General features: G+C 56.1%; 16 protein-coding genes. 8 read left to right on the top strand and 8 right to left on the bottom strand.

Translation table 11 applies throughout. From position 1 onward, the window contains the following. The first annotated feature begins 317 nt into the window (after nucleotides 1–317). The gene (ettA, locus tag R5R33_RS12330; RefSeq protein WP_318953004.1) at nucleotides 318–1,982 is read left to right on the top strand and encodes an energy-dependent translational throttle protein EttA; all 1,665 of its coding nucleotides are present in this window, start codon (nucleotides 318–320) and stop codon (nucleotides 1,980–1,982) included. Between the two features lie 171 nt (nucleotides 1,983–2,153). Here the strand turns inward: ettA and R5R33_RS12325 are convergent, their stop codons facing one another. Continuing rightward, on the bottom strand, nucleotides 2,154–5,015 hold the full coding sequence (locus tag R5R33_RS12325) for a TonB-dependent receptor (RefSeq protein WP_318953003.1): 2,862 nt from the start codon (nucleotides 5,013–5,015) through the stop codon (nucleotides 2,154–2,156). A gap of 687 nt (nucleotides 5,016–5,702) precedes the next feature. On the opposite strand from R5R33_RS12325, the gene R5R33_RS12320 reads away from it, so the two are divergent. After that, nucleotides 5,703–6,497: an SDR family NAD(P)-dependent oxidoreductase gene (locus R5R33_RS12320; RefSeq protein WP_318953002.1), complete on the top strand. Its 795-nt coding sequence runs from the start codon at nucleotides 5,703–5,705 to the stop codon at nucleotides 6,495–6,497. Between the two features lie 262 nt (nucleotides 6,498–6,759). Next, nucleotides 6,760–8,451: an ATP-binding protein gene (locus tag R5R33_RS12315; protein ID WP_318953001.1), complete on the top strand. Its 1,692-nt coding sequence runs from the start codon at nucleotides 6,760–6,762 to the stop codon at nucleotides 8,449–8,451. A 109-nt stretch (nucleotides 8,452–8,560) separates the two neighbouring features. On the opposite strand, the gene katG is transcribed toward R5R33_RS12315, so the two are convergent. The 5 genes from katG to R5R33_RS12290 all read right to left on the bottom strand — a co-directional run bounded on the left by katG (nucleotide 8,561) and on the right by R5R33_RS12290 (nucleotide 16,847). Further along, nucleotides 8,561–10,777: a catalase/peroxidase HPI gene (katG, locus tag R5R33_RS12310; RefSeq protein ID WP_318953000.1), complete on the bottom strand. Its 2,217-nt coding sequence runs from the start codon at nucleotides 10,775–10,777 to the stop codon at nucleotides 8,561–8,563. Between the two features lie 177 nt (nucleotides 10,778–10,954). Next, complete coding sequence (locus tag R5R33_RS12305) at nucleotides 10,955–12,151, bottom strand: sialidase family protein (protein ID WP_318952999.1); 1,197 nt, start codon at nucleotides 12,149–12,151, stop codon at nucleotides 10,955–10,957. Nucleotides 12,152–12,254: 103 nt separating this feature from the next. Beyond that, nucleotides 12,255–13,970, bottom strand: coding sequence for a diguanylate cyclase (locus R5R33_RS12300; protein WP_318952998.1), 1,716 nt, complete (start codon nucleotides 13,968–13,970; stop codon nucleotides 12,255–12,257). Nucleotides 13,971–14,108: 138 nt separating this feature from the next. Next, nucleotides 14,109–15,884, bottom strand: coding sequence for an NAD-dependent DNA ligase LigB (ligB, locus tag R5R33_RS12295; protein ID WP_318952997.1), 1,776 nt, complete (start codon nucleotides 15,882–15,884; stop codon nucleotides 14,109–14,111). Nucleotides 15,885–15,926: 42 nt separating this feature from the next. After that, nucleotides 15,927–16,847, bottom strand: coding sequence for an SMP-30/gluconolactonase/LRE family protein (locus R5R33_RS12290; protein WP_318952996.1), 921 nt, complete (start codon nucleotides 16,845–16,847; stop codon nucleotides 15,927–15,929). Between the two features lie 202 nt (nucleotides 16,848–17,049). Here R5R33_RS12290 and R5R33_RS12285 point away from each other — a divergent pair, with 202 nt between their 5' ends. After that, nucleotides 17,050–17,877, top strand: coding sequence for an MOSC domain-containing protein (locus R5R33_RS12285; protein WP_318952995.1), 828 nt, complete (start codon nucleotides 17,050–17,052; stop codon nucleotides 17,875–17,877). Nucleotides 17,878–17,909: 32 nt separating this feature from the next. Further along, a complete protein-coding gene (locus R5R33_RS12280; RefSeq protein ID WP_318952994.1) occupies nucleotides 17,910–18,881 on the top strand; it encodes a questin oxidase family protein in 972 nt (323 codons plus the stop codon). A 34-nt stretch (nucleotides 18,882–18,915) separates the two neighbouring features. Here the strand turns inward: R5R33_RS12280 and R5R33_RS12275 are convergent, their stop codons facing one another. Beyond that, nucleotides 18,916–20,367, bottom strand: a complete 1,452-nt coding sequence (locus R5R33_RS12275) for a tetratricopeptide repeat-containing sulfotransferase family protein (RefSeq protein WP_318952993.1) — start codon at nucleotides 20,365–20,367, stop codon at nucleotides 18,916–18,918. 293 nt (nucleotides 20,368–20,660) lie between these two features. After that, nucleotides 20,661–21,362, bottom strand: a complete 702-nt coding sequence (locus tag R5R33_RS12270) for a glutamine amidotransferase-related protein (protein WP_318952992.1) — start codon at nucleotides 21,360–21,362, stop codon at nucleotides 20,661–20,663. Nucleotides 21,363–21,561: 199 nt separating this feature from the next. Between R5R33_RS12270 and R5R33_RS12265 the strand changes: the two genes are divergently transcribed. The 3 genes from R5R33_RS12265 (at nucleotide 21,562) to R5R33_RS12255 (ending at nucleotide 24,872) form a co-directional block, all read left to right on the top strand. Next, the gene (locus R5R33_RS12265; protein ID WP_318952991.1) at nucleotides 21,562–22,317 is read left to right on the top strand and encodes an OmpW/AlkL family protein; all 756 of its coding nucleotides are present in this window, start codon (nucleotides 21,562–21,564) and stop codon (nucleotides 22,315–22,317) included. A 175-nt stretch (nucleotides 22,318–22,492) separates the two neighbouring features. Next, nucleotides 22,493–23,491: a family 43 glycosylhydrolase gene (locus R5R33_RS12260; protein ID WP_318952990.1), complete on the top strand. Its 999-nt coding sequence runs from the start codon at nucleotides 22,493–22,495 to the stop codon at nucleotides 23,489–23,491. 85 nt (nucleotides 23,492–23,576) lie between these two features. Then, nucleotides 23,577–24,872, top strand: coding sequence for a M20 family metallopeptidase (locus R5R33_RS12255; protein WP_318952989.1), 1,296 nt, complete (start codon nucleotides 23,577–23,579; stop codon nucleotides 24,870–24,872). The last annotated feature ends 65 nt before the right edge of the window (nucleotides 24,873–24,937 follow it).

Raw genomic sequence — 24,937 nt, 5'->3', positions numbered from 1 at the left:
GGGCTGGTGGTGGCATTACCTCCTTCTTTCCTCCTTAGGCTTTTGGTAGCACGGTGGTATGTTCTTTCGCAGACCCGGTGGCGGCGGAGCACCGGGTAGAGGTTTTCAAAACCGCTGCAAGTACATCCATGTAAGCTGCGTCGGCGACGTCCCTGTCGCCGACGCTTTTGAAAACCTCTACCCGGCACCCCGCCTTCGCATCTAGTTAATCACTTCGTAGCTTCGCAGCTATGGGGCTAACCCAAACCAGTAGGTTGAAGTTTTCCAACAAACTGCTAACTTGCGCCCAAATTCTGACCGAGTGGAATCGAGCTCTAATGGCTGAGTACGTCTATACAATGAACCGCGTGGGCAAGGTTGTTCCTCCCAAGCGCGAAATTCTGAAAGATATTTCCCTGTCCTTCTTCCCCGGCGCCAAAATCGGCGTGCTGGGTTTGAACGGCGCCGGTAAATCCACCCTGCTGCGAATCATGGCCGGCGTGGATCAGGACTATAACGGCGAAGCCCGCGCCATGCCCGGTATCAAGGTCGGCTACCTGCCCCAGGAGCCGCAGCTGGATCCCGCCAAAAATGTGCGCGGCAACGTGGAAGACGGCGTGCGCGAGGCCATCGATGCCCTCGCCGGCCTGGAACAGGTCTACGCCGACTACGCCGAGCCCGACGCGGATTTCGACGCACTGGCGAAAAAACAGCAGAAATTTGAAGACATCATCCAGGCCTGGGATGCACACAACCTTGAGCACCGTCTCGAAGTCGCCGCCGACGCCCTGCGCCTGCCGCCGTGGGATGCGGATGTGAACAACCTGTCCGGTGGCGAGAAGCGCCGTGTGGCCCTGTGCCGCCTGCTGCTGTCCCGCCCGGATATGCTGCTGCTGGACGAGCCCACCAACCACCTGGACGCCGAGTCCGTCTACTGGCTGGAGCGCTTCCTGCACGACTTCGACGGCACCGTGGTTGCGATTACCCACGACCGCTACTTCCTCGACAATGTCGCCGGCTGGATTCTGGAACTGGACCGCGGCTACGGTATTCCGTGGGAAGGCAACTACACCACCTGGCTGGAGCAGAAAGAGAAGCGCCTGGAGCAGGAGCAGAAAGGCGAACAGGCTCGTGCCAAGGCCATGCAGAAAGAACTGGAATGGGCCCGCCAGAACCCGAAAGGCCGCCAGTCCAAGAGCAAGGCCCGTCTCGCCCGTCTGGAGGAGATGCAGTCCCAGGAATTCCAGGCCCGCAACGAGACCAATGAAATCTACATTCCGCCGGGCGAGCGCCTGGGCGACAACGTGATTGAGTTCAATCACGTCAGCAAGGGATTCGGTGATCGCCTGCTGATCGACGACCTGTCGTTCCGTGTACCCAAGGGCGCGATCGTGGGAATCGTCGGCGGTAACGGCGCCGGTAAGTCCACCCTGTTCCGCATGATCAACGGCAAAGAGCAGCCGGATTCCGGTGAGATCAAAATCGGTGAAACCGTGCAGATCGCCAGCGTCGACCAGAGCCGCGAAAACCTGGACAACAACAAGACCGTGTGGGAATGCATTTCAGACGGCCACGATATTCTCAAGATCAACAACTACGAAGTGGGATCGCGCAACTACATCGGCCGCTTCAACTTCAAGGGCAGTGATCAGCAGAAGCGCGTGGGCGAGCTGTCCGGTGGTGAGCGCGGCCGCCTACACCTGGCGTACACCCTGAAACAGGGCGCCAACGTGCTGCTGCTGGACGAACCGTCCAACGACCTGGACATCGAAACCCTGCGCGCACTGGAAGAAGCCCTGCTGAGCTTCCCCGGCTGTGCCATGGTGATCTCGCACGACCGCTGGTTCCTGGACCGTGTGGCGACCCACATCCTGGCCTACGAGGGCGACAGCAACGTGGTGTTCTTCGAAGGTAACTACACCGAGTACCACGAGGATTTCGTGAAGCGCAACGGCGACAATGCCACGCCGCATCGAATGCAGTACAAGAAACTGAAGACCTGATTGGCTTTAGTGGAAATAAAAGGGCCCGCATTTTGCGGGCTTTTTTGTTGCTGGCTTAATTTCCGGCAATAAAAAAGCCAGTCCCAAAGGACTGGCTCAAGCAAGAGAGTTTCCAATTGGATGGCCCTAGGGCCACCCCTTTGGTTTGTCGTTTTATTTCAACTAATCAGATCAGTTGAAGTCGTAGCGAATGCCGAAGCGAACCGCACGCGGAGACTGGTAGGAGGTCGGCTCACCATAGTACTGGTAGGCTTCACCCTGCACACGCTCACCACTTTCCTGCACCTCGGTCACGGCGTCGCTGTTAAACAGGTTGAACACGTCCATAGACAGCATTACACGCTGACCATTAGCAAACTCCAGTGGGTACTGGGCGTTCAGGTCCAAGTTCCAGACGTTATCGGTACGGCCCAGGCTACCGCGCGGGTTCAACTCACCCATGCAGTAGAAAGACTCGTCGTCATACGCCTGAGCGAATTCGTCAGTCGGGTGGATACCGAAGCAGTTCTTCGGACGACCAGTCTGCCACATGAAGTTGGCGCCGAGGCGCAGACCCATGTCGAACGCGTAGTTACCGTATGCCTTGATGGTGTGGCGACGGTCGTTCGGCAAGCTACCGTAACCGCCATCCAGCAGTCCCGGCTGGTCGAAGTTGGTGGTCAAACCAGCATCGTCCTGACCGTTGTCGGAACGCACGTAACCTTCGTTGTTACCCCAGCTGTGGCCCCAGGTGTAGGAAGCGTTCATACCCCACTTGCCATCGAAAGGACGCGCGAAGGTAAATTCAACCGCGCCATACTGACGCTTGGCTTCCGGGTAGCGCAGCTGATCCGCAGTCAGGCTAATGTACTCGTCCATTTCCGAGACATAGACATTCATATCATTGCCAGGGTTGGTCAGCACGTACTGGTGGAAACCGCTGAATACGTCCTCCACACTGTCACCGCCCACCTTGGAGGCGTCCCAAGTACCGTTAGAGTTGTAGTAATCGATCACAGCTGCATCGATTGCCACGTCCTCGATGGAAGTTTCCAGGTTGCGGTACATACCCTTAACCCCGAATTCCATACCGTTATCCAGTGAGAACTGGTAACCGAGAATGAATTCAGACTGGTACATCGGCTCGATGTTGGTGTCCACCAAGGAGCGGGTATCGGCAACGCTGCCATCGGCATAGTAGCCACCACCCAGAGAATCACCAATAACCGGACTGCCATCAGCATTCAGGCTCTCACCGTCCCACTCGAAATACTCGTAGGAGTAGAGTTCGTTACCGGCCATACGCACGTTAGTGTTGGACGCGATCGGCAGGTAGTACATACCCCAGTTAGCAAAGATCTTCTGGTTGCCAGCACCGGTGGGATCCCAGGAAACAGCCAGACGCGGCGCCCACTGATTGTCCACTTCGATAAAGGGAACACCTTCTACGTTCTTGTTTGTGAAGGTTTCATTACGCAGGCCGACCTGAACTTCAAGGCCGTCGGTAACCTGCCAGGTGTCCTGCAGATAGAAAGCGTTGGATTCAACCTCGAAGCTACCATCCGCATGGTAGATACGCTGGCGTACATAGGGGTCTGATACAGGGATCAGCAGCCAGTATGAATTGCCGGCATAGCTGGTGTCGGCTTCAGAGGAGTTCAACTCACGGTCCAGACCAACTTCTACAAAGTGGTCGTTCAGGTCCCAGGAGAAGTCGACACGCGCCATTTCACGCTTATCGAGGCCTTGCTCAATGGACAGATCAAGCGCTTCACCGACGTTCGCGTAGGAAGGATAAATCGCCACATAGGGAGAATCCGGGTTACCCGGAATGGACGTGCGATCCTGCTCGTTTTCACCGTAGGAAACAGACAGGGTCATGGTGTCGGTAAGGTTACCAACATAGGTTCCAATCCAGTTGAGGCCGCCGCGGCTGTATACGTTATCGCCCAGGTAATCGCCTACGGTTTCCGTGTCGGAATCATAGCGATAGGTACCCTCAACGATATCACGCTTATCGCTGAACGCGGTCAGTTCAACACGGTGGTCTTCGGTAATAAAGCCGTCGAGCTTCAGGCCCCAGAAATCCGCTTTGGTTTTGGACTTATAACCCAGGCCGCTGAGCATTCCGTAGTACTCGGAATTATCTACAGTGTTGCTGTACAGGCCGTAGAAGAACAACTTGTCTTCGATCAGCGCGCCAGATGCGTAGATATTCGCTTCAGTATCGTCGTTGACATCTTTATCGTTGTCAGCGGTGTAAGTGTTCGGAGAGGTGTCGATATCCTGGTTGTAGTAGAAGCTGGAACCGAACTTGAATTCATTGGTACCGCTCTTGGTGGTGGCGTTCATTACACCGCCGGTGGAGCGACCAAACTTGGCAGAGTAACCGCCAGTTTTCACCTGAATGTTGTCGTAGAACTCAAACGGAACCTTGGAGAAACCCAGACCGTTACGGAAGTTGGTGGTGTTCAGGCCGTTAATGAAACTGGTGTTTTCTGCAACGGAGGCACCGGCAAAGCTCGCGTTGTTACCGAAAGCGCTATCACCACGGGACACACTCGGTGCCAGCATGGTAACGGAAGTCAGGTCACGGGCAACCGGCAGCTCGTTCAGCTGTTCAGAGGAAATCACCATGCCGGACTCGGCAATACCAACGTCCGCCTGAACGATGCGCTCACCGGTAACCATGACTTCTTCTACGGAGGAAGAATCGCCCATGTAGATGGTGGTGGTAGCACCCAGGCCCACTACTGCCTGCTGAGTGTCGATCAGCTCGCCATTTTTAAATACTTTAAGCTCGTACTTACCCGGGTTCAGGCTACCGAAACGGAAGCTGCCATCGGCATCGGCAGTAACTTCCTTGGTAATACCACGAGCAATATCGGTCAGTTTGATTACGGAACCGGCCTCGGTACCAATCACGGCACCACGGATGGTACCAGTAGTATCGTCAGCAAATACCGCCGGTGCACCAGCGATAGCTGCTGTACCAATAGCAAGCGCCAATGCGCTTCTAGCAAGGTTGTGACGCAGATTGCGTGTAGAACTCATGTAGGAGCCCCCTCTTTGATCGTCGTTGTTTATGGGGTTAGTGGTATATGGCTACCCCCAAGCGGCCATATTCCCAACACATAAACATCAACGAACAGGACCTCATCATCCTCAATAGTCAGGTGATCACAAATTGGCCACATCGGGGTGTTGAAATGTGCGCCAAATGCGGAAGAAAATGTGGCGGCAATCGTGAATAATGAAAATAAATCCTTTAAAAACATTAACTTACAAGGCACTTACAGGAATCCATGGAGGATCTGTGCGATAAAGTCGGGTGTCAGCATCTTCCGAAAAACAAAAGATACACATACTAAAAATCAACAAAAAAACACCTGAAATTTTACCTTTATAACCAACTCCGAAAACAACGTCTTGATTATTTGCAAATAATGAAAATATTTAACCAAATTTAAAATTTCATTGAATTTGCTGCATCCAAATGCCGAATTGACCAAACATCAACCACCCATCTTCCCAAAAAATGGAAATTCTTGTCTTTCAAGCACCGCGAATTTTGCCCGGTAGTCTTTTACAAGGCAGAACAAGTAGCCAGAAGAGCACTGCTGTCCCACGTTCTTACAGGCAAACCAACACCAGACTTTCACACCGAGCTCCGATCTATACTCAGCGGATACACCTCCACCTCTTGCGCGATAGCGACACACCAACCAAGGAAGCCGTATATTGGATCTACATCTGAGCGGAAAGACTGCGTTTATCAGCGGCTCGACCAAGGGAATCGGCAAGGCCATTGCCACCGCGCTGCTGAAAGAGGGTGCCCGCGTTATAGTCAATGGCCGCAGTGGCACAGAATTACTCGCCGACGAATTGCGCGTACACGGCGATGTGATCGGGCTTGAAGGTGATCTGGCGAATCCGGAGGAAACTCAGCGAATCTGTGCACAAGTCGATGCGCTTGGTTCACTGGATATTCTCATCAACAACATGGGCATCTTCGAACCCAAGCCATTCAGTGAGATCGGCGATGAAGAGTGGCAAAAGTTTTTCGACGTCAATGTGATGAGCACTGTGCGCCTGTCGCGGCACTTTTTTCCAGCAATGCTGCAGCGGGACTTTGGGCGTGTAATCAATATCGCCAGTGAGGCGGGAATACGCGGCCTGGAAAGTATGGTGCACTACTCGATGACAAAAGGCGCGCAGGTGGTAATCGGGCGCGGTCTCGCCAATTTGACCAAGGGAAGTGCAGCGGACATTACGGTCAACTCGGTACTGCCCGGCCCTACATTGACCGAAGGGGTAAAAACCTGGCTGAAGGAGAGCGCCGCCGTACAGGGGAAGTCCGAGGACCAGTTTGTCAGAGAGTTTTTTCAGGAAACAGAGCCCACATCACTGATCCAGCGATTCCTGCTTCCCGACGAAATTGCCAATGTCGTTACGTTCCTGGCTTCGCCCCTCAGTTCCGCGATCAACGGCGCCGCGATCCGGGCCGAGGGTGGACTAATCAAGTCGATCGTCTGATTCGATACTGCTGTCTTCTTTGTGCAGCATAATGAAGTACAAATATTGCCGATGTCGGCGAGTTTGAGTAGGGTGAGCAAATAACCGGCAATAGCTAGCCGCCCCAGAGCTTGCCAAAAAGCATACAACCGGGTCACCACTACCTCTGATGCGCAAACTTCTCCCGTGTTGCCTTGTTGCATTCCTTGTTATGGGCGTGTGCGAATGGGCACTGACATTGTTGCCTGCGAGCGAGGCCGCCGGTTCTGTGGTGAGGGTGTTGTTGGCAACCCTTTTGGTGGGGATTACCAGTTACCTGTTACTTCATCACAAGCGGCAGCTCACCAATCGTCTGGGCACCATGCTCGCGCATCGGGACACCCTGAATAAACAGTACCAGCAGGAATTGCATGAGCGGCGGGCAACCGAACAGACGCTGTCGGACCAGCTGCAGTTTCTGCAAATCCTCATTGATGCCATTCCCGCCCCCATTTTCTACAAGGATGCCGAAGGCATATACACCGGCTGCAACCGGGCCTTTGAAGCTTTCTTGGGAAAACCCCGGGAGGAAATCGTTGGGCGCTCTGTTTACGGCGTCTCGCCCGGGCCGCAGGCCCAGGTCTACCACGAAAAGGATCTGGAGCTGATGCACCAGAGAGGGCACCAGGTGTATGAGTCGTCGGTGGTCTATGCCGATGGAACCCTGCACGATGTCATTTTCAATAAGGCCGCCTACGAACTGGCGGACGGCCGCCTGGGTGGATTGATCGGCGTGATTCTCGACATCACCGAGCGCAAAATACTGGAGCGGGAACTGGTCCAGGCCAAGGAAAAGGCGGAATTCTACAGCCGCTCGAAAACCCAGTTCCTGACCAATATGAGCCACGAAATTCGCACACCACTCAACGCCATTGTCGGTTTCAGCCAGGTCCTGATGCAGCGCAGCCGCAGCGGCGAACTGCCGGGAGAGTTCCGAGACTTCCTGGAAAAAATTGCGATTAGCGGTCGTGGGTTGGCGGAGCTGGTCAACGATGTGCTGGATATCTCCCGTATCGAAGCCGGAAAAATCGAAGCGGTAGACGAAGACGTACAGCTACCGGGACTGATCAAATGTATTCTGGTTTCCTGTGAGCCCCAGGCCAACCAACAACGGTTGACATTGAAAAGTGAAATTGCCGCGGACGTGCCGGAGTTCATTCGCATCGATCGCGGCAAGCTGTCCCAGATCCTGATCAACCTGATCGGCAATGCCATCAAGTTTTCTCCGGCCAACAGCGTTATCGACTTGAAGCTGAGCAGACAGGCAGCAGACCGACTGACTATTGCGGTCGTTGACCGCGGCATCGGCATTCCACCCGAGCAGCAAGCCATTATCTTTGAGCCCTTTGAACAGGTAGACAAAACCTTCGATGGGCAATGTCGCGGTACCGGCCTTGGCCTGCCAATTACGCGCAGCCTGGTGGAGTTACTCGGTGGCGATATCCGCCTCGAAAGTGAAGCCAATGTTGGTACTTGTTTCACAGTGACACTGCCGCTACAGGAAGGCAGCGCGCCCCCTCCTCTGCCCACAGCCACCCATCGGACACTCAGCGCACTGAGAGGAATTCGCGCTCTGGTATTTGAGGACAATGCCGTCAATCAAATGTTGATGCGCGCATTCTGTGATGATCTGGGTATTGAAGCGACGTTTGTTAGCGATGGTCGCCAGGGGATCGAAAAGGCACGGGAAATGCGCCCCGATATCATTTTTATGGATGTACAGCTACCGGGACTCAGCGGTATTGAAGCGACGGCGAAAATTCGCCAGATACCGGAAATCGATCGTACACCAATCATCGGCCTGTCTGCCGCTGCCTTCAGTGAGCAGAAAAATGCTGCGCTCAATTCCGGCATGGACGATTACCTGACCAAGCCCATTGCCTTTCCACAGCTGATTTCCGCGATGCAAAAGCACCTGCAAATACACGCACATTGAGATCAATGTAATAAAAAAGGGCGACCACTGGTCGCCCTTTTTTTATTTTGGCCGCTTCCGAATTGCGGCCTTTCTCCATCCCTGGAAATCCATCCTGTGAAAGATCGGATTAGTTCAGATCGAAACGATCCAGAGTCATCACCTTGGTCCACGCCTTGACGAAATCGTTAACAAACTTCTCGTCGTTGTCATTGGTCGCATACATCTCAGCCACCGCGCGCAGCTCGGAGTTGGAACCGAAGATCAGGTCCACCGGAGTAGCGGTCCACTTCACTTTGCCGGTCTTGCGGTCAACGCCCTGGTACAGACCATCTTCCTTGAAGGACTTGGACCACTGGGTGTCCATGCTCAACAGGTTCACGAAGAAGTCGTTGCTCAGGGTTCCCGGCTTGTCGGTGAACACACCGTGCTTGCTGTCGTCGTAGTTGGCGCCCAGGGTACGCATACCGCCCACCAGCGCAGTCATTTCCGGCACGCTCAGGGTCAGCAGGTTGGCGCTGTCGATCAGCATGTCCACCGGCATCATGTGCGCGTCTTCGCTGTAGTAGTTGCGGAAACCGTCGGCCTTGCGCTCCAGGAACGCAAAGGACTGCACGTCGGTCTGCGCTTGGGTGGCGTCGTTGCGACCCGGCTTGAACGGAACGGTTACCTCGTAACCGGCCTTTTTCGCGCCCTGCTCGATCGCGGCCGCACCGCCGAGAACAATCAGGTCAGCCAGGGATACCTGCACGCCGCCTTTGGCCTTGCGGTTGAAGTCCTTCTGGATTTTCTCCAGACGGTCCAGCACGCGGTCCAGTTCTTTCGGGTTGTTCACAGTCCAGTCGCTCTGCGGCGCCAGACGCACGCGCGCGCCGTTGGCACCACCACGCATGTCGGTACCGCGGAACGTAGAGGCGGAAGCCCAGGCGGTGCGTACCAGTTGCGGTACGCTCAGGCCGCTCTTCAGCACTTCAGTTTTCAGTGCTGCGATTTCCTTATCGCCGATCAGTTTGTGATCTACCGCCGGAATCGCGTCCTGCCACACCAGTACTTCGGCCGGTACTTCGTTACCCAGATAGCGCGCGCGCGGACCCAGGTCGCGGTGGGTCAGCTTGAACCACGCCTTGGAGAAGGCCAGCTGGAACTCTTCCGGATTTTTGTGGAAGCGCTCGGCAATCTTCTGGTATTTCGGATCGAAACGCAGGGACAGGTCGGTGGTGAACATCATCGGCGCGTGACGCTTGCCTTCAACGTGCGCATCCGGAACAAACTTCACCTGCTCGGCATTCTTCGGCTCCCACTGGGTAGCGCCCGCCGGGCTCTTGGTTTTAACCCACTCGAAACCGAACAGGTTGTCCAGGAACTGGGAGGACCAGGCGATCGGGTTCACGGACCAGGCGCCTTCCAGGCCGGAGGTAACGGTGTCTTCAGAGTGGCCCTTGCCACACTTGTTCTTCCAGCCGAAACCCTGCTCTTCGATCGCGGCACCGCCCGGTGCCGCACCGACACACTCTTCCGGCTTGTGCGCACCATGCGCCTTACCGAAGGTGTGGCCACCGGCGATCAGTGCCACGGTCTCTTCGTCGTTCATGGCCATGCGGCCGAAGGTGTCACGGATACGCTCGGCAGCCAGTTTCGGGTCCGGGTTGCCGTTGGGACCTTCCGGGTTCACGTAGATCAGACCCATGTGGTCCGCAGCCAGCGGTCTTTCCAGAATCTTGCCGTTGAAGCGCTTGTCGTTACCGACCCACTCGCGCTCGGAACCCCAGTAAACGATATCTGCTTCCCAGTCGTCCTCACGGCCACCGGCGAAGCCGAAGGTTTTGAAGCCCATGGATTCGAGGGATACGTTACCGGCCAGCACCATCAGGTCCGCCCAGGAAATCGCATTGCCGTACTTCTGCTTTACCGGCCACAGCAGGCGGCGGGCCTTGTCCAGGCTCACGTTGTCCGGCCAGCTGTTCTGCGGTTCGAAACGCTGCTGGCCGCCACCGGCGCCACCACGGCCGTCGTATACACGGTAGGTACCGGCACTGTGCCAGGCCATACGGATGAAGAAAGGACCATAGTGGCCGTAGTCAGCCGGCCACCAGTCCTGGGAGGTGGTGAGGACTTGTTGGATGTCTTTCTTGACTGCTGCCAGGTCCAGCTTGCTGAAGGCTTCGGCATAGTCGAAGTCTTCGCCCATCGGGTTGGACTTCTCTGCATTCATACGCAGCGGCTGCAGGTCGATTCGGTTCGGCCACCAGTCCTGGTTGGACATGGCTTCGGTGGCGGGGGCTGCATTCGCGTTGACGGCGAGTGCTGTAGCCAGGGCTACCGCCAGAGAGAGGGATTTCTTGAGCATGGGATTGCGTTCCTTATAGTCTCATCAATCGGACCAGAGCATCCTATAGGGGCACGCAATCACGTTGTAATTAGACGTTGTTATCGATCTTATTAATACGAACAATCTAATAGCCGAGGTAAATAGCCAGTAAATATCAGCCTTATAGACGACAACAATTCATCGGACAGAAAACCATCAATCCGCCATCAGGCTCGTGAGCGGAATCCGGGTGACGACGATGTCTTCCTTGTTTTCCCCGTAGGCCACATACAAGTTGTCTTTCCATACAAAAGATTTGGGATAGCTAAAACCCTTTCGTTTATACAATCCTTCATAGCGCGGGTCCGCAAGCTGATTGCCACCAGCGCGCAGCAGAAAGGCCCGGTCAAAGGTTTTGCCATCGCGACTGAGTGAAATCGCGAGCGGCTCACGGCTTTTCGAGCTGCTGGGATTGTTCACCAGGTATGCGCTGCCGTCGGGCAGGTTGCCCGCGCTCTGTTTGGCACGGGAATCCGGTAGGTTGGTCCATTCCGCCTGCGACCAGGTTGCACCGTTGTCTTTGCTCACCGACGCCAGCACATGAAAACTGCTCTGTTGGTCACGGAACACCATCACCAGAGCGCCGTCTGCACGCTGAAAGCTGCTGGGTTCCAGCTCGCGGCTCACGTCGTTCTCGACAGATAGGTTGGCAAACTCCCCTGGCTTCCAACCGGAAAGCGCGGAGGGATCATCGGTGTAAATCGGGGTTGCGCGCAGGCCCGGCTGGCGGTGCAGCGCGGTAACAATACGGCCGCCGTGGTAGCGGTGAAAATCCTGCTCGATAACCCCATTCAGCGGGCGGCCATCGGCAAAGGTGGGGCGGCCCATATTTTTCCAGTGTATGCCGTCACTACTCGCCAGCACTTCCACGTGGCCGCCGCGGGGCTGCAGATCGTTCGGCCACACATTGATAAACGCGTAGAGAGTATTGCCCGCAGACCACCAGCCACCGCTGGTGACCACCGCATTATCACGGGCTTTTTCCAATATCCGGGGCTCGCTCCAGTGAAGTCCATCGCGGCTGGATGCATAGAGCACCGAGGTATCTGCCGCGTCCTCGTCACGGGCGGAACTCTGCCACTGCAGATACAGCTTGTCTCCAAAGCCATAAAGTACCGCACCGTGGTTGTACTGGCTTTTTCCCTGCTCGCCCCGGAACACCGTGGTGTGTTCCACAGCTACCGGGAACCGCAGCCCCATTGTCTCCGGCATGGCGCCATTGAACAGGCCCTCGACGACCGAAAACGGCTGGGCGGACGCATCAAACGAAGTAGATAAAATTACCGGCAGCAGACAAGCCCGCAACCATTTTTTTGCCCGTGTGGAAGGTGTGCTTGCTACAGTAAATATCATCGCGAAACTCTCGATTGGTTCGGACACATCAACAACTACCTGTATCGGGGCGAGGTGGTGCAACAGGGATTACTACGCTAGTTTCTTTCTGTTCCGCCGTTAATCAGACATTGCCAACGGAAAGCATCACGCCACTATTCGCAATACTGGAATCGGCGACGACATAGCGATTGCGCCCATTCCGCTTCGCTTTATAGAGCGCCCTATCCGCCAGTTCGAAAAACTCAGGCGCCGATAGATCCACAGAAGGTTCCGTACTCGCCACACCCACACTGATGGTCAGCGCCAAGCCGTCAAAATCCGTCTGCGCCACTTCCCGCACCAGCCGCTCCGCCACTACTTGTGCCGCCGCACAATCGGTGCGCGGCAGTAGCAGGGCAAATTCTTCCCCGCCATAGCGGCAGGCCACCACCGGTTTGCGCACTAATCGCCGTATCAACCGGCCGACAGCCTGCAGTACTGCGTCACCGCGGGCGTGGCCGTAATCATCATTGATGGATTTGAAGTGATCGATATCCAGCACCAGCAGTGAAAGCGGTGCACCAGTGACCGTCGCGTTCGCGAGTTCCCGCGGCAGCCGCTGGTCGAAGTAACCGCGGTTGTAGAGTCCGGTGAGCTGGTCGATATAACCGCGCTTCTGGATTTCGTTGACTCTGGCCCCCAGTGCCAACGACAGCAACACCATCTCGAGCAGGGCGCCAAACTGAAACGCGTTATGGGTAATTGCATTGTGGGGTATCAAGCCAAAGGTTTTCAGCATGTACACGATCACGCAGACCAGCAGTGTGGCCCACCCCACCAGGAAATAGCGCGCAGACAACGAGCCTTTGAGCAGGCTGATAACCCCCACCGCCAACAGCAACACCGCCACCACCAGGGTCAGTAGTGCCAGGCTCAGTATCGTTGGCCCATAATTGACAAACGGGGAAATGACGGTCAGCGGAACGATGACATACAGCAGGCCGCGTGCCATGCGGTCTGTGCGCGGCGCCAGCAAACGACTACTGCAGAAAGTACGGGCGAACTGGATACCGAAAATCAACGTCATCCCCAACAAGATGACCAGACTCTGATTCGCCAGCCACGGGCTGCCGGGCCATACATACTGAAACGATATGCCGTTGTGGACGCCAAAATAGAGCCCGTAGCTGATCGCATACCCCATGTAATAGACATAGGCACGGTCGCGCACCGCAATAAACAGAAACAGGTTATAGATAACCAGCACCAGGAACCCGCCGTAGTAAATTCCCAACAGAAATTGCTCCAGCGCCAACTGCGATAGGAATGCGGTCGGATCGCTCACCGAGAGCCCAATGTTGAGCGCCCCCTCGGTAGCAAAACGGAAATAAAAGGTGCGGTTTGCGTTGGCCGGCAGCGTCACCGGAAAAACAAAATCCCTGAGGTCCAGCACGCGACTGACAAATGGCAGGCGATCACCCGTGGCGACCTGCTGCCACTGATCGGAAGAGTCCTGATACCAGAAATCCAGTCTATCGATCAGCGGGTAATCCTGCCGCAGGATCAGTTCCCGCTGCACAGGCAGCGGATTGTGCAGGGTAACCGCAACCCAGTACGCAGCTCCGGTAAAACCAAAATTGGGCGAGTGCCCGTGCAACGGCTGCAACTGCTGTTTTTGTTCGGGGGAGAGAATGTCACTGAAATTGAGTTTCTGTTCCGGGTCCTGCAGCAGGAGCAGATTTTCCGTCAGGGCCGCAGGCTGCTGTTCCTGTGCCACCGAAAATGGTGCGGACTGGGCCAAGGACGACAGACACAACAGCGATAGCCCCAAAATCCAGCATGTGACCTGCATTACCATATATCGCCGCCTTACCAGCCACTTCCGCCTTTCCTGCAGGTGTTGGCCAGAGTTTATGTTTTGGAGGCGATACTATCACATGGATCATAAACCCGGCCGTCAGGTGAAGATCCCCTTGCTGCTACGGTGTGCGTGTAATCAGAGCGCGGTCGCTTCGGTGAAGCCCGCAACTCCGAGTGCCTGTAATCGTTCACAGAGTGCCAAGACCTCTGGGTGGCGTAAAAAAGCGGAGATGTCCGACGCTCGTCCGGGCCCTATGCCGGGCAAAGACTGCCAGTCTCGCGTATCGCGCGCGGCAAGGGTGCTGTAGCTCTCGCTGCGCCAGAATTCGTCTGGAAGAAATTCCGCCGCAGGCATACCGAGAGCAATCATCCAGCGACCAAAGGGCTGCTGTCGGGCGCGCGCAAAATTGCTCAGATATTTTTGCGTACGCACTTTCCCAATTCCGGATACCTCCAGTAATTGTGTTTGTGTAAACGTCATCCAGGCCAATAGATCGGGCAGTAGCCCGGCTTCCTGCAGGGCGCGCCAGCGCGCCTCACCCATACCGCGCAGCCCCAGTTTTTCCCCCATCCATTGCGCGCGAGCCAGATACTGTTCCTCACAGCCAGCAACCCCGTGCCAACAGGTAAGTGGGCCATAATCTTTCGGGTCGGGCACAACCAGTACCTGACGCTCGACAGAAGGCATTACCACGTCGAGGATTTTCGGGATGGTCTGGCCCGCGAGTGCAATCCGCAATTGATCGCCGGGGCGAATATCCAATGTCTGCCAGCGGGCGAACGAACCACTGCTGACGCGGCGGATTTCTCGATCTCCCAACTCGGTTGGCGCGAGTTCGATAACCGGCACAACCTTGCCGGTGCGTCCGACAGGGAACTGCACAGCGATCACTTGCGCAAGGGCGGTAGCGGCCGGGTGCTTCCAGGCGATCGCCCACAGGGGCGGTTGCGCCTGCCAGATTTCACCCCGGGGACGATCACCACGTCGCAGTACGATGCCATCGGTGGCAAAGAATTGGGGAGAGCGGTACCAGTACTCGCGCCAGTGGCGTACCTCTTCGAGCGTCCGTACCTGGTGGGAGTGGGACGCGGTATCGAATCCCCATGTCGTTAACCTATGCAAACGTTCGATCATGGAAACCGGTCCGCGCGGCCACTCCCAGACAAACAGCGCCAGGGACCGCATCTGCTCGGCGGACAGTTCCTGCGATGCCATCGCACCACTGACGCGGCCGCGGGCATTGAACCGGCTTCCAGCCTGAACATGCTCGCTGAGCCGCCAGTAGAGCTCCCCCTGCAACACCAGCTCACCTTGCCGATCGGCAATTTCCCTGGGAATCGCAGCAATCGCCTGCGCATGGGCGGTCCAATCCTGTCCATGTTCGCCATCGCCGCGGCTGATCATCTGTGCCAACCTGCCGTGACGGTAAACCAGCGTTACTGCGACGCCATCAACCTTGGGCTGAATCCAGATTTCCGCTTCGCTGCTGTTTTTCTGTAGCCACTGCGCGACAGCCGCCTCATCCCGCAGCTTGTTCAACCCGGTCTGAACGACCGGGTGCGCCAGGGTATAGGGTTCTGTCTGTTTCGGCAGCGCCCGGTGTACCGCCAGCTCGGGAAAGCAGTTCTGCCACTGCTGTAAGCGGCTGTGGGCCTGGTCGTAAACCCCGTCGTCCACCAGCGCTTGATGCTCCACATAATAGGCGTGGTCCCAGCGCGCCAGCTGCGCACTCAGCTGGTCGAGTTCTTTCTGTGCGCGGTTTGCCTCCCAATCCGGGCAGACACCGAAAACCGACCGGGAAATCAGCAGAAGTAACAGAATCCACAAGCGTGGGCCTGTGGATAAATGTGCGTGGATATGGAAGCGAAGTGCCGCCGGTATGCCGGCGTGCCGTGGGAGCGACAATTCCATTTGTCTGCCCTTGTGGTGAGAGTTGCTCTATTGGGTATACGTTCAGGCCGGTTTCGGTTCGGCAATTTTTTCCAGCAGCTGCGTGGTGCTGAAGCGGAAGCCCATTGCGCCCTTGAACGGTGTCTGGAATACAAACAGGTTGCCCGCCTGCCACTCGCGGTCCAGATTCCACTCGTTGAGGGACTCCCTGGCGCTGGTGACAAACATCAGGTCCATATTCGGGCCGCCGAAGGTGACACAGGTAGGCTGGCTGACAGGTACAGGAATCGCGCCGGCCAGTTTGCCCTCGGGGCTGTAGCGCTGGATACGCGCGCCGCGCCACTGGGCAGACCAGAGGTAGCCCTCGGAATCCACCGTGGCTCCATCCGGATAGGTACCGAACATGGTGCGGGAAAAAATTTCCCGCTGGCCCAGATCGCCGCGGCGGGCGTCAAATTTGTAGCGGTAGATGCAGCGCCGCAGCGAGTCGGCAAAGTAGAAATGGCTGGAGTTGACGTCCCAGCAGCAACCGTTGGAGATGTGTACGCCTTTCACCTGCTCGCTGACCACACCATTGGGCTCGAGGCAATAAAGCACCCCTGCGGGTTCTGTGCGGCCGTCTTCGGCCATAGTGCCGGCCCAGAAGCGACCCTGGCGGTCGATCTTGCCGTCGTTGAAGCGCACACCGCTGCCCTTTTCCAGCAGGGTCTTCTGCCACAGAATTTTGCCGCGGCGATAGTCGAACAGCGCAAAACCGGTTTCAAAGGCTGCAACGATACAGTTGTCGCGGTCAGTGAAGGCAAAGGCGCAGAGCCGTTCGGGGGTGTTGAACACCTCAAGTACGCGCCCCGGCCAGCTGAGGCGGTAGAGCTTGCATTCTTGAATGTCCGTCCACCAAACACTCTGCTCCTTGTGGTTCCACAGCACCCCCTCACCCAGGGTGTTGCCCACTTCGATCGCATCTATGCGCTGAACTTCCAGCATAAGAGCCTCTTTATTGTCACGTCGCTTCGATTTTACGTCGGGCTGTGCGAAGCAATTAGTATGCCGCCGATCCGAAGAGTACCACCATCACCACAAGCGCCACCAACACCAACAGCAGAGTCAGGATCGAAACGCCCACTCTTTTATGTTTGCATGCTTACCTATACCCTTGCCAACTCAGTCATGTGTTCAGGACCCAGTGGTGAAAATTTCCGCGCTCTACCATTTCCCGGTCAAATCCATGCAGGGCCACAAATGTAAATCCCTGCCCTTGGACAAGTTCGGGGCCGTCAACGACCGTCGCTGGATGCTGGTGGATGCGGATAACCAGTTCGTCACCCAGCGCCGCCTGCGCTCGATGGCGCAGCTCAAGGCCACCGTCGCCAGAGACGGATTGCGACTGGAGAACGCCGAGGGTGAGCGCATCGAAATTCGCCAGCCGGGCAGTGAAGCGGATTTAAGAACCGTACGCGTATGGGATGACAACGTCACTGCCCGCGATGCCGGCGATGCCGCCGCGCACTGGCTGAGTGAGCAGTTGCAAACCCCGGTGCGCCTGGTTGCCATGGGGAAGGAGTTCTCCCGTCCGCTGCAAGCCCCCCGCGCCGATCGCCAGGTAGGCTTTGCCGATGCCGCGCCACTGCTGGTGATTAGCCAGGCATCTCTGGATGACCTCAACAGCCGCCTCAGCGAACCGGTGTCCATGTTGCGCTTCCGCCCGAACCTGGTCGTGAGCGGCTGCTCCCCCTTCGCGGAGGACAACTGGAAAACGATCACCATTCACACCTATGACGGCCCACTGGTGTTCGACTGCACCCACCCCTGTGCCCGCTGCGCCATTCCGGGGCTGCATCCCTTCACCGGCCGTGCACAGAAAGAGCCACTGCGCACCCTGGCCAGCTATCGCCGGTGGGAAGACGGACAGATTTACTTCGGTATGAACCTCACCCCTAGCGAAGCCACTGCCGCGCTGCTTTGTGACCAGAACTCACCGACCATAAACTTGAACGACAAAGTGGAAGTCAGCTGAGACTGGATGATCAACCAACGGGGGACTCAACCATGAGCGTCACCCGCGATTGCGTACAACTGCTGGAAGCCGGCAGCCGCTACCATGTGCATTACGGCGACCGCCTCGCCAACCACCTGCCGATGGTTCTGATCGCCCTGGACAAATTAGGGGCGGGGCCGGTGCCACTCAAACACGCCTTCGATCGCAGCACCCCGCACCTTCATCCGCGCCCCGGCAGCCCGGTCGATGAAATCGAAAACCCCGCCTCCTGCCGCAACCGCGACGACCGTTTCCCCAGCGCACTGCACTACTACGAACAACAGCTCAGGCAATTTGGCATCGCCCGCTGCCTACAACAGGAACTTCCCGCGCTGCTCCCAGCGATTGCCACCGCGGCCTTCCACGGCCTTATCCGCACCGCCTACGGCATCGACGCCCGCCACCTGGAAGAAGTCGCCATGGGCCTCGCCTACTGGAACCTGGATTATCAAGAACTTCACAGCAGCGCAGAAACCATTCCCACTACCACCTCCGAAATCATCCTGCGGCTGGCCAAGCAATATCCCGAAATTTCGCTGGCTCCAGGCAACATCGCCGATCACATGCACTCCGTCACCGGCCAGCCGGGCTGGATGGAAACCCCTATCCAACCCAGTCAAATCGCCCTGGAAAATGTCGCCGCCGTTGCCGTCGACGCCTACCTTGGTACCAGGGACTTTACCCTGCTCCACGGTGTTACCGGCTGCCACGCCTTGCGATTGATACTTCCCTATTGCAATGACAAAGAGGCTGCACTGCGTTATTTCTGGCAGGGTTTGGTGGTTGCGTATCTGAGCACCGGCCCGAAAACCATTAAGCCCGCGGCGAAAGAAGAGATAAAAGATATTTCGCAACGACAGTCAGAGATCCGGGAGAAGGCCTTGGGCAGCGACGATGATCATGTCATCAAACTTGCCTACAGCGCATTGGAAGAATTTCACTATTATGGACACAGTGAGTACTTGCAAGTATTCGCACAATAAACCCGGAACCCGAAAGCATTGAAGAACGAGTAAATTAGCTGATGTTTTTATACGAACGCATGAAACCAGTCATTCTATGGGCTACGGGTTTCGATGCTGACACAGAAGAGGTATAAATGGGATTCCTCACCTGAACAGCACTTGAAGTCACTTCGACACTTTTATTCCGATAGAAATCCAGTAAACCACCTTCAGCGGCAAGGCCACATTTACTTAAAACCCGGGGGATTTCCATCTTTGGATTCCCGACAAGCTCTTCATACTCAACTTCTACAAGCCTGTTACCTAAATAGGCCTTCCAATGACGAATCAATGAATCGTAAATATTGAAATGTGAAGCTATGTGCTCCATAGAATTACTCCACAGCATTCCCTGACTGAAGCACGTCCTGTAGCAAGACCATGCAACATCCATAGCATTTCTTTTAAGCACGATAATCGGCGATTCTGGAAAAATGGACGCTATCATTCCCAGGTAAAAAACGTTATTGATAGATTTATCTACGATCCCGGAAGATTCACCAAATCTTTTCTTGGCTATTTGTGCGTAAATCTCTTGAGCGCCGTCCAACCCACTGCAAGAATTAAGCTCTGACAACTTTTTGGCACCAATATCAATCGCTTTCCCCAGGTGCGCAGTCGCCAAGCCGACCCCACCAAATTCACCGCCACTAGAGAGCAAAGAATGAGCACTGAAAATTTTTTCCAGCAACGTCGTCCCTGACCTAGGAAGACCGACAATAAAGATTGGGCTCCGACCAACGTAACTTCGACCACATGCAACAAGCTTTTCTTCACAAGGAAAATTTGCGATCAATCGATCAGCATAATTTTTCTCTGCAGCCGCATTAAATACGCGCCCCCTCCTTAACAATTCCGCTCCGACGGAGAACTTATCGAATGCCGTATCCTCCTGCCCGCGATCGCACAAAGCTTTACCCAAAGCATAAAAATAAGGAGCACCAGATGCATCTCTCAGACCGCTGAATTTCGGCTCGCAGGAGAGCAGACGAGCAAACAGGGATTCATCGGAAGAAAAATCAACTTGAGCAGACAATGTAAGCCAAGTCGGCGCACTACGAAAACCCGTAGCCTCAAGCGCTGAACGCAAATACATTTCTGAAAGATCTAACCTACCTAATTGCTGATACAACGTTCCAGAAATATGTAAAATTGAAGGATCGGATGATTTTTTCTTTAATAAATTTTCTAAATATTCTGCCGCAATCTCAGCTCGACCACACTCTCCCAGCAGCGCACATCCGTGAACAACCCGAAGTGACTCCAATGGGTTTTCATCAATAAATCGGCAGATCGCCTGCTCCGCTATTGAAAACTCACCGATCACTTTCGCTGCACGAGCTGCGCCAAAAAGCTCTTTATCGCCAAGTGATTTCTGATTCAACAAGCCACCAAAGAGAGACTCGACTGCCTTTCTGTCGCCGGCACTCGCCGCACTCATAATCTCTTTTATTTTTTCTTCCACAACAAACACGCTAGATCAACCATAAAAAAACAACAGACTAAACCCGAGTAAACACTGTAAACACAACAAGAAGAGATCACTTTGATTTCTCCTCTCTGTCACATTTAGAGATCAGCGCATCATGTGTCCCTTCCTAAACGGACTATTGGCATTTGAAACCCATCCAATACCCTATGTTAGCCCCGCGGTGGCGCCCATATGCAGATAACGAGCGCCCCACAGAAAGAACTATACCGAACTAGCCAACGACGAACAGAGACAGGGCAAAATCTGGCACCCACGGCACCAAAGAATTACCGACGCAAAAACGCCAACATCCACCGCGCCACCGCGCTGGCGTGGATGTCGTTCTGCAGGGAGTCCTTGCCCTTCTCCAGCATCTCCTCGCCAAACGCCTCGCGGCGCAACTCCATCAGGCTGTGGGAGTATGTCTTGGTAAATTCCGGATGGGCCTGCATGGTAAGCATGTGCTCACCCACCTGCAGCATCGCAAAGGGACAGAAATCGCTCGAGGCAATAACCCTGGTATCCGGTGGCAACGCCATCACCTGATCCTGATGGCTGACCAGTAGGCTGAAATTCTCCTGCGGCTCCACCATCCACACCGGCGTCTCCTGCACCTCATAACTGTGCACCCCAATACCCCAGCCCTTCTCCGACTTGCGCGTCTCACCACCCAGCGCATGGGCAATCAGTTGATGCCCGAAGCAGATTCCCAGGGTCGGCTTCTCGCGCCGGCGCAACTCGCGCACAAAATCCATCAGTGGCGCAATCCACGGCTTGTCGTCATAGACCCCGGTCTTGCTGCCGGTAATCAGGTAAGCATCCACCTCATCGATATCCGCCGGATAATGCCCGTGCTGCACTTCATAGGTCACAAACTCCAGCGACGGCTCTTCGCGCTGCAACAGCGCCGCAAACATATCCGGATACTCGCCAAACTCCCCCACCAGTTGGGGACGCACATCGTCGGTCTTCAGAACACCAATTTTCATCTTTTCACCCACATCAGGGACAACATAGAGGGACAACTGACTGCCTTGAATTTGTGATCACATTATTGCGCCAGCGCCCTCCGGCCTCAACCCGCCCCAGGCTGACGCGCAAAAAAACGCAAAAATATTGCGCATTAGATCGCCCGGCTAGACTGAAAGTGTTGCGCCTCATTCCCGGGAAGTTCAAGGAGCGAATGATATGAAAGCAGCCAACAAGGCTATCGGCGTCATCAGCGCCGCACTGGCCGCCACCCTCGGCGCCAGCCAGTGTCTCGCGGATTACGAACAGGGCGACTTCGTCCTGCGTATCGGCTGGGGCTATGTGGACCCGAGCGACGACTCCGACTTGCTGGATATTAACGGGGTCGGCCAGTTACCGGATACCCGCGTGTATGTCGACACCGGGGACAGCGCCACCATTACCGCCACCTGGCTGTTCGCCGACCACTTTGGCCTCGGCCTGCTTGCCGCCGTACCGTTTGAGCACGATCTGGAAGTGAGCGGGCTACCCGACCCGGTCAATCCAGGTGCGCGCCTGGGCAAGGTCGACCTCGGCGACCTGGAGCACCTGCCGCCGACCCTTACCGTACAGTGGTTCCCGGTGTGCAAGGAATCCTGGGTGCAGCCCTACGTGGGTTTCGGCGTGAACTTCACCACCTTTATGGATGAGGATATCAGCAGCGTAGCGCAATCCTATTTTGAAGATGTGCTGGGGGCCGTCAGCAATGCAGACCTGAATCTGGACGACTCCTGGGGGCTCGCCGGCGAACTCGGGGTAGATATCATGTTCGGTCGCGACAGCAACTGGCTGTTCAACGCCGCTGTCTGGTATCTGGATATCGACACCGATGCCAAGATCTACTTCCGCAACGACCAGGGCTTTACCACCCGCATTTCCACCGATGTGGACGTGGATCCCTGGGTCTACTCCGTCGGTCTCGGCTACAAATTCTGACCCTGTGCCACGGGCGCCTGGCGGCGCCCGTGGCTTGCTTCACCTTTTCTTTCCGTTTCAGCGCCCTTCCGCGTACCCGATCCAAGGTTCCATTCGTTCCTTCACCCTGTAGAATCGGCCAGACCAAAACAATAAACGGCCTGACCGTCGCCCGGCGGCGATGAAGGAGTACCCCATGAAGAAACACACACTGCGGCTAGCCCTGCTTTCCCTGCTGATCGGCGCTACCGCCAGTCACGCACAGAACCCCCTGAACTTCGGCAGCGACATCAAAACCGCAGACCCGTCCGCGCACGTGTGGCAGGACGGCAAGATGTATCTCTACACCTCCCACGACGAGGAATGCCAGCAAGATTTCTGGATGAAGAACTGGCACGTGTTCTCGTCGGAAGACCTGGTGAACTGGAAAGATCACGGTGCGGTGCTGTCGGTCGACGACCTCAGCTGGGCCGACAACTACGCCTGGGCGCCGGACGCCGCGTACAAAAACGGCAAGTACTATCTTGTGTTCCCCGCCGGCAGTGGCCACAAGGACCGTGTTAACCCCGAGAAAAGCACCAAATGGATGGGCATCGGCATCGCGGAGAGCGACTCCCCCACCGGCCCGTTTAAGGATGCCATCGGCGCCCCCCTGTGGCGCGAGCCCTACGCCAACGACCCGGCACTGTTTATAGACGACGACGGCAAGGCCTACCTGTACTTCCACGGCACCAACTTCGATTACTACGTGGTCGAGATGGCCGAAGATATGCGCAGTATCAGGGGCGCTTTCCAGAAAATGGATATGGGCGGCTACGAGCCGAAAATGGAAGGCCCCTGGGTTTTCAAGCGCGGCGACAAGTACTACTTCACCATGCCGGAAAACAACCGCGCCCTCGCCTACTACATGTCCGACTCCCCCGCCGGTCCCTGGCAGTACCAGGGGGTGTTTATGGAGCAAGAGCACAACAGCAACAACCATCACTCCATCGTCGAGTACAAAGGGCAGTGGCTGCTGTTTTACCACCGCTGGCTGGATACAGCCGCATCCAGCTGTGAGAAACGCCAGCGTCACTCCGCCGCGGAATACCTGTACTTCAATGACGACGGCACCATCCAGAAGGTCCGGCGCACCGAGCGGGGTGTTGCAGACTTTGCCGAGCGGGTGAAATCCGTAATCGCGCACAAGGATTGATTCCCGCCGCAGTGCATGGTTTCCTTGATGACGGCCATGCACTGCAACGCAGAAAAACTTATATAAAACCCTTCAGGAATCTGCCGTGAAAAAAACACTGCTCTCTCTCGCCCTCGCCGCCGCCTCCGTCGCGGTCCACACACAGGCTGCCGATATCGACAAACAACTGGCACAGACTGAAAGCAAGGTCATCGAATGGCGCCGTCACCTGCACCAGAACCCGGAACTGGGTAACCGCGAGTTCGAAACGGCCAAGTACGTCACCGCACATCTCAAATCCCTCGGTATCGAAGTGGAGACCGGTGTTGCCCACACCGGGGTGATCGGCTTCCTCAAGGGCGGCAAACCCGGCCCCACGGTGGCACTGCGCGCGGATATGGACGCACTGCCGGTGACCGAGCGTGTGGATATCCCCTTCGCCTCCAAGGCCAAGACCGAATACAACGGCGAACAGGTCGGCGTGATGCACGCCTGCGGCCACGACACCCACGTAGCGATGCTGATGGGCGCTGCGCAGGTGCTGGCAGATATGCGCGATGAACTCGCTGGCAACGTGCTGTTTATCTTCCAGCCCGCAGAAGAAGGCGCGCCGGATGGCGAGGAAGGCGGTGCAGAGCTGATGCTGAAGGAAGGGTTGTTCAAGAAATACAAACCGGCGGTGGCCTTTGGCCAGCACGTGTCATCCAGCCTGCCCGCTGGCGTGATCGGGTATCGTTCCGGTCCGCTGATGGCGAGCTCCGACGAATTCCGCATCAATGTGCAGGGGCGCCAGACCCACGGCTCCCGCCCCTGGGGCGGCGTGGACCCGATCACTGCCGCCGCGCAGATCATTGTGGGCGCCCAGACCATTGTCAGCCGCCAGATCGATATCACCAAGGAACCTGCGGTGGTGTCTTTTGGCAAGATCGATGGCGGCGTGCGCAATAACATCATCCCCGACAGCGTGTTTCTGAATGGCACCATCCGCAATTTCGACATGGACAACCGCCAGGAAATTTTCAAACGCCTGAAAGTCACTGCGGAAAAAATCGCGGACAGCAGCGGCGCCAAAGCGGAAGTGGAAATTCTGGAAGGGTATCCGGTCACCGTAAATGACCGCGAGCTGACCGCAGCTGTGGTTCCGGTGCTGAGAGAAGCCGCCGGCGAAAACAATGTGATCGAAGTGCCCAAGGTGACGGGCGCGGAAGACTTCTCGTTTTTCGCCAACGAGATCCCGGGTTTTTACTACTTCCTCGGTGTAACCCCGAAGGGCACCAATCCTGCCACGGCGGCCAGTAACCACTCGCCGAATTTCTATGTGGAAGAGGATGCGCTCAAGGTGGGAACCAGGGCCATTACCCAGCTGACCCTGGACTACTTTGCCAATCAGGCGAAACGCTGACTGAAAGTTGGCGACAACAAAAAAGGCGATCAGTGATCGCCTTTTTTGTTTCTATATGTTCAACG

This window comes from Microbulbifer pacificus (assembly GCF_033723955.1).
Classification (GTDB): Bacteria; Pseudomonadota; Gammaproteobacteria; order Pseudomonadales; family Cellvibrionaceae; genus Microbulbifer; species Microbulbifer pacificus.
The sequence above is the reverse complement of the archived record's forward strand: the minus strand, read 5'-3'. Positions and strand labels throughout refer to the sequence as shown.